The sequence below is a fragment of the uncultured Bifidobacterium sp. genome, assembly GCF_963540075.1.
In the GTDB taxonomy this organism is placed as follows: domain Bacteria; phylum Actinomycetota; class Actinomycetes; order Actinomycetales; family Bifidobacteriaceae; genus Bifidobacterium.
The window spans coordinates 37,941-44,102 of record NZ_CAUTOG010000009.1 but is presented as its reverse complement, the minus strand read 5'-3'; the positions used below and the strand labels follow the sequence as shown (position 1 = coordinate 44,102).

Genomic DNA, 6,162 nt, shown 5'->3' with positions numbered 1-6,162 from the left:
GACACATGAGGAGACGCGGTCGGATACGCCGCGCGAATAGGTACGAAAGCTGCCGGACGCCGGATCAGCATGTGGGCTAGGGAAGACAAAAAACAGAACAACGAAGGAGGAACCCTTGGAGGGTCCCGAAATCAAGGCCGCTGAGGCGGTCATAGACAATGGCTCGTTCGGCAGGCGCACGCTGCGCTTCGAGACGGGCAGACTGGCACAGCAGGCGGACGGCGCCGTTGCCGCCTACCTCGACGATGATTCCATGGTGCTGTCCACCACGACCGCTGGATCGAGCCCGAAGGAGAACTACGACTTCTTTCCCCTCACCGTCGACGTCGAGGAGAAGATGTACGCCGCGGGACGGATCCCCGGATCCTTCTTCCGTCGCGAGGGACGCCCCTCGAACGACGCGATTCTGGCCTGCCGCCTCATCGACAGGCCTCTGCGCCCGCTTTTCCCCCACACGCTGCGCAACGAGGTCCAGGTCGTGGAGACGGTGCTCGCCGTCAACCCCGAGGACTCGTATGACATCATCGCGCTGAACGCCGCCTCGGCGTCGACGCTGATCTCCGGACTGCCCTTCGAGGGCCCGGTATCCGGGGTGCGGCTCGCTCTCGTGGACGGTCAGTGGGTGGCCTTCCCCAAGTGGAGCGAGCGTGAGCGTGCGGTGTTCGAGCTCGTCGTGGCCGGGCGCGTCGTCGAGAACGGCGACGTGGCGATCGCCATGATCGAGGCCGGAGCCGGCAGGAACGCCTGGCATCTCATCTATGACGAGGGACAGGCCAAGCCTGACGAGGAGGTCGTCGCCGGTGGCATCGAGGCCGCGAAGCCCTTCATCAAGGTCATCTGCGCGGCCCAGAGCGAGCTCAGGGAGAAGGTCGCAAAGCCGGCCCGCGAGTTCCCGCTCTTCCCCGAGTACACCGACGAGCTGTACTCCCGCATCGATGAGATCGCCCACGCCGATCTCGACGAGGCGCTGTCCATCGCCGAGAAGCTTCCGCGTCAGGCACGCATCCACGAGATCAAGCAGGGCGTGCGCGCGCAGCTTGCCGGCGAGTTCACCGACATGGACGACGCGGAGAAGGACAAGCAGCTCGGCAACGCCTTCAAGGAGCTGCAGCGCCAGATCGTTCGCCGCCGCATCCTCACCGAGGACTTCCGCATCGACGGCCGCGGCCTGCGCGACATCCGCACGCTGTCGGCTGAGGTCGACGTCGTGCCGCGCGTGCACGGGTCGGCTCTGTTCCAGCGCGGCGAGACCCAGGTGCTGGGCGTCTCCACGCTGAACATGCTCAAGATGGAGCAGACCGTCGACGCCCTGTCGGGCCCGCAGACCAGGCGCTACATGCACAACTACGAGATGCCGCCGTATTCGACCGGTGAGACCGGGCGGGTCGGCTCTCCGAAGCGCCGTGAGATCGGCCACGGGGCCCTCGCCGAGAAGGCGCTCGTTCCCGTGCTGCCAGGTCGCGAGGAGTTCCCCTACGCCATCCGCCAGGTCTCCGAGGCGATCGGGTCCAACGGCTCGACGTCGATGGGCTCCGTCTGCGCCTCCACGCTGTCCCTGCTGGCGGCGGGCGTCCCGCTGAAGGCGCCGGTCGCGGGCATCGCCATGGGCCTCGTGTCCGGCGACGTCGACGGCCAGCACGTCTTCAAGACGCTCACCGACATCCTCGGGGCCGAGGACGCCTTCGGCGACATGGACTTCAAGGTCGCCGGCACCTCCGAGTTCATCACCGCCCTGCAGCTCGACACCAAGCTCGACGGCATCCCCGCCGACATCCTCGCCGCCGCCCTGCAGCAGGCCAAGGACGCCCGGACCACCATCCTCGACGTCATCACCGAATGCATCGACGGACCGGCCGAGATGAGCCCCTACGCACCCCGCATCATCACCACCTCGGTTCCCGTCGAGAAGATCGGCGAGATCATCGGGCCCAAGGGCAAGATGATCAACCAGATCCAGGAGGAGACCGGCGCCGACATCACCATCGAGGACGACGGCACCATCTTCATCTCCTCCGAAGGCGGCGAGGCCGCCGAGAAGGCGAAGGGCATCATCGACTCCATCGCCAACCCGCATGTCATCGAGGCGGGCGAGACGTACAACGGCAAGGTCGTGAAGATCACGAGCTTCGGCGCCTTCGTCAACCTCACCCCCGGCACCGACGGCCTGCTGCACATCTCCCAGGTGCGCAACCTCGCCGGCGGCGACCGCATCGACTCGGTCGAGGACGTGCTCAAGGACGGCGACTCCGTGCAGGTCGTCGTACAGAGCGTGGACGACCGGGGCAAGATTTCCCTGGCCATCCCCGGATACGAGGACCAGGTGCAGGCTCCACACGGAGGCCGTGACCGTGACGACCGTGACGACCGTGGACGCGACGCTCGCAGGGGCCGCCGTGACGACCGCGGCGAGGATCGCCCGAGCCGCGGCAGGTCGGATCGGGACCGTGGGTATGACGAGGACCGTCCGCGTCGTCGTCCGTCCCGTGACGACCGTGACGCCCGCTACGACGACTCCGAGGACCGCGGCGAGCGTTCCGATCGGGACCGTGGGTATGACGAGGACCGTCCGCGTCGTCGTCCGTCCCGTGACGACCGCGAGGGCCGTGACGATCGTCATGACGATCGCCGGGACGATAGAGGTGGACGCCGTGGAGGATATGGCCGTCGTGACGACCGCAACCCCCGCTACGCCGCCGACGAGAACTACGACGAGTATCGCGCGGACCGCGAGGAGCGTTCGGAGCGTCCGCGCCGCCGCGTGCGTCGCGACTTCGATCCCTTCGAGGACTAGCCGGATCGACCGTCCGCTTTCCTGATTCCTGCTCGCAGGTGAGGGAACGGACGGGGGATTGAGCGCGGGGGCCCCGCGATCCATCAGGATCGCGAGGCCCCCGTCGTCGCAGGCATGCGGCCGCGATCGGCGGGAGGTATGGTTCAATGAAGACGAAGGGCGGCCGTTCTACTGGCGCGGTGCTCCCGGGTGTTCCCGCGGACTGAGACAGGCAAGGGGAAGCAGACATTATGGGATACGTCATCGTCATTATCGTTCTCGTCGTGATCGTGGTGCTGTGGGGCGTCGCGGCCTACAACTCGCTGGTGACGCTGCGCAACCGGGTGGGCAACGGCTGGGCCCAGATCGACGTGCAGCTCAAACAGCGGGCGGACCTCATCCCCAATCTCGTCGAAACCGTCAAAGGCTATGCGGGCCACGAATCGACGGTGCTCACCGAGGTGACGCGCGCCCGCGCCGGGGCCGTCGCCGCCGCAGGCGACCCCAACGCCACGGCTGCCCAGCGGGCGTCGGCGGAAGGCGCCCTGTCCCGTGCGCTCGTGGACCTCCGGGCCACGGCCGAGGCCTATCCGGATCTCAAGGCCAACCAGAACTTCCTTGACCTGCAGAACCAGCTGTCGGCCATCGAGCAGAAGATCGCCTACGCGCGGCAGTTCTACAACGACGTCGTTCTCAAGCTCAATACGGCGATCGAGAAGTTCCCCACGACCATCGTCGCCGGGATGTTCCACTTCGCGCATGCCGAGTACTTCCAGGCGGACGGGGGCGCGCGCCAGGCGCCGCAGGTGAGGTTCTAGAAGGCTTCGGGTTCCGAGCCGGGTGATTCTGAGGAGCGCGGCAGGAGTTCGGTCGAACCCCGGCCCGCTACCGGACGAAGGGAGGGCGTCCGGACTCCGCCGGAATCCCGTGGGGAAGGCCTGCCGTGGCGAGTCCATCACCTCGTCCTCGTCATATGGCCGGCGAGGGGCAAGGACGGGTCGTGGCGGAGACGTCGGGCGGGGATGCAATCGGACAGGGATGCATGGGAATGCAGGAACGGAGGCCGGGTCATGTCGCGGAAGAGGATTCTCGCCAGGACGGCACTATCGCTGCTCGCCGCCGTCGTGGTGGCCGTCGTCATCGCCGTCATGTCGCTGGGGTCGTCGGCATCCGCCGATCTCAGCTACCGGTCGCTCGGCTACGACGTCACGATCCTGGCCAACGGCGACATGAGGATCGTCCAGACCATCGACGTGCATCTCGCCGACCGTGATTCGCCCTGGCGGCAGCTGTACCAGGACTACACGCTGAAATCCTCGAACCTCACCTCCATCAGCGACGTGTCGGTCACCGACCTGAGCACGGGCAGGACGTTCACGAAGCTTGACGCCCCCCGCACGCCGGACCAGGTCTCCTCCTCCGAATGGGAGGGCTCCTACGCGAACCACTGGTATCTCGCCGACGTGACGAACGGATCCGATTCGATGGAGCCGTACGACTCCTCGACCTCCGTGACCTCGCAGCGCACGGTGGAGATCGGATGGAACATTCCCGCCACCGACTCCGCCGACAGCATGCGCTTCCGCGTCGCGATGACCTTCCATGGCGTGGCCACGGCCTACAGCGATGTGACCGCCCTCCAATGGGAGCCCTTCGGCGCGTCGAACCAGGTGCCCATCGGCACGGTCACGGGCGTCGTGCGTTTCCCGGACGGGGTCACCGCGGCGAACTCCTGGGCGTGGCTGCACGTCACGGGCACGTCGACGACGTCCCGGGACTCCGACGGCACGCTGCGCTTCACCGCCGCCGACGTGCGCACGGGCCAGTATCTCGACCTGGTCGCCATGATGGACGGGGACGCCACGTCCGGGGTGGTGCGGCGAAGCGATTCGGCGGCGAAGGGCCGCATCATCGCCGATGAAAACCGTCAGGAGACGCAATGGCGGCAGCAGCGGCATGAGGCGGCCGTCCGCACGGTGGTCGCATGGGTGGTGATCGCCGTCCTGGGAATCGCGTTCCTCGTTCTGGGAGTCATCGGGTCCGTGAGGTCGAACAGGCTCGCGCGCTACCGTGGCGACATCGAGTACCGGCGTGACCCGCCGGATATGAGCCCGGCCTCCGCCGCCGCGCTGCTGTCCCTCGTCGGGGATGCCTCCTCCGGCTCGTCGCTGACGACGCGGCAGATGAGCGCGACTGTTCTGTCCCTCGTCTCCAAGGGCGCCATCGCGGTGTATCCAGGTTCTGCCGCCCTCTACCAGGGCATGGACCTGGCCCGGGCCTCCGCCGCCTCCGTGGCGGCCGCCCTGCATTCCGACGCGGCCTCGCGTTCGTCGATGGCCTCGACGAGCACCGTCGCCATCCTGCCGGTCTGCATGACGGACCGGGATTCCCTGCATCTGAGCCCGTCGGAGGATGCGGCCCTGTCTCTGCTCGAGACGGCCGCCCAGCGCCTGGGGACCTCGGCGTTCGGACTGGACTCCCTGCGAACCGCCTTTGCCGGATGGAGCGGCGGCGCGTCTGTCCAGAACCGCTTCACGACGGCCGCGGCCAACGAGTTCGCGATGCTCGGAGTCATCCGTCATGACGGGGTCATGGCCTCCGTCTTTGGGTCCCTGGCCTTCCTCGATGCGGCGGCCGCTCTGGCCTTCGCCTCCTATCAGGGGTCCTTGGCTCTGCTGTTCGCCGTGGGGCTGCCCGTGCTGGCCGGTGCGCTGGCCGTGCTGTCGACGAAACGCTCCCGCGTGCTCACCGACGAGGAAGGACAGCGTCTGGCTGGCCAGGTCGTGGGCCTTCGGCGCTATCTGACGGATTTCAGCGACTTCTCGGACCGTGGGGTCGCCGACATCGTCCTGTGGAACCGCTATCTCGTCTACGCCGCGGCCTTCGGCATCAGCGACGTGGCGATCCGACAGCTGGCGAAGGCCTATCCGCAGCTGTCCGATCCCCAGTGGCTGGACGCCAACGCCACCGGGTCCCTCATCTACTGGTCGTATCGCCCCTGGGTCATCGGCCCCTCTCTGGCCGGAGGAATGACGGGATCCCTCCCTCCCGATCCGGCGGGCGCCTTCCGCGGCGGATTCGGCGACATCGGCGCTCAGCTGAATTCCAGCTTCTCCCAGCTGCGCTCCACGATCATCGCCGCCTCCGCGCCGAGCGGCCCCAGTGGCGGCTCCTTCTCCGGCGGCGGTTTCGGCGGCTCCTCGGGTGGCTCCGGCGGCGGCTCCTTCGGCGGTCGCTGAATCCGGGCGTAGGATCCGGCGGGGTCCGGGACCGGCCGCTCGCGTCCCAGGCGAAACGGTTGGGGCTAGAGTTGGCCTCAGTGGTATTCCGCCGCGTCCGCATCGACGGGCGCATCATTATCCGTGGTCCTGCGGGCGGATGCCGTGCGGGTC

Annotated in this window: 3 protein-coding genes; all 3 read left to right on the top strand. The window is 67.6% G+C overall.

Going from position 1 to position 6,162, the window contains the following annotated elements; all coding sequences use genetic code 11:
• The first annotated feature begins 115 nt into the window (after nt 1-115).
• The 3 genes from RWX87_RS02445 (at nt 116) to RWX87_RS02435 (ending at nt 6,009) form a co-directional block, all read left to right on the top strand.
• The gene (locus tag RWX87_RS02445; protein ID WP_314686533.1) at nt 116-2,791 is read left to right on the top strand and encodes a polyribonucleotide nucleotidyltransferase; all 2,676 of its coding nucleotides are present in this window, start codon (nt 116-118) and stop codon (nt 2,789-2,791) included.
• Between the two features lie 230 nt (nt 2,792-3,021).
• A complete protein-coding gene (locus tag RWX87_RS02440; protein WP_314686531.1) occupies nt 3,022-3,588 on the top strand; it encodes a LemA family protein in 567 nt (188 codons plus the stop codon).
• Nucleotides 3,589-3,840: 252 nt separating this feature from the next.
• On the top strand, nt 3,841-6,009 hold the full coding sequence (locus tag RWX87_RS02435) for a DUF2207 family protein (RefSeq protein ID WP_314686530.1): 2,169 nt from the start codon (nt 3,841-3,843) through the stop codon (nt 6,007-6,009).
• Nucleotides 6,010-6,162: the final 153 nt, after the last annotated feature.

Excerpts from the sequence above, each read along its gene's own strand:
- RWX87_RS02435 (WP_314686530.1), top strand. The coding sequence starts at position 3,841 with ATGTCGCGGAAGAGGATTCTCGCCAGGACGGCACTATCGCTGCTCGCC.
- RWX87_RS02440 (WP_314686531.1), top strand. The coding sequence starts at position 3,022 with ATGGGATACGTCATCGTCATTATCGTTCTCGTCGTGATCGTGGTGCTG.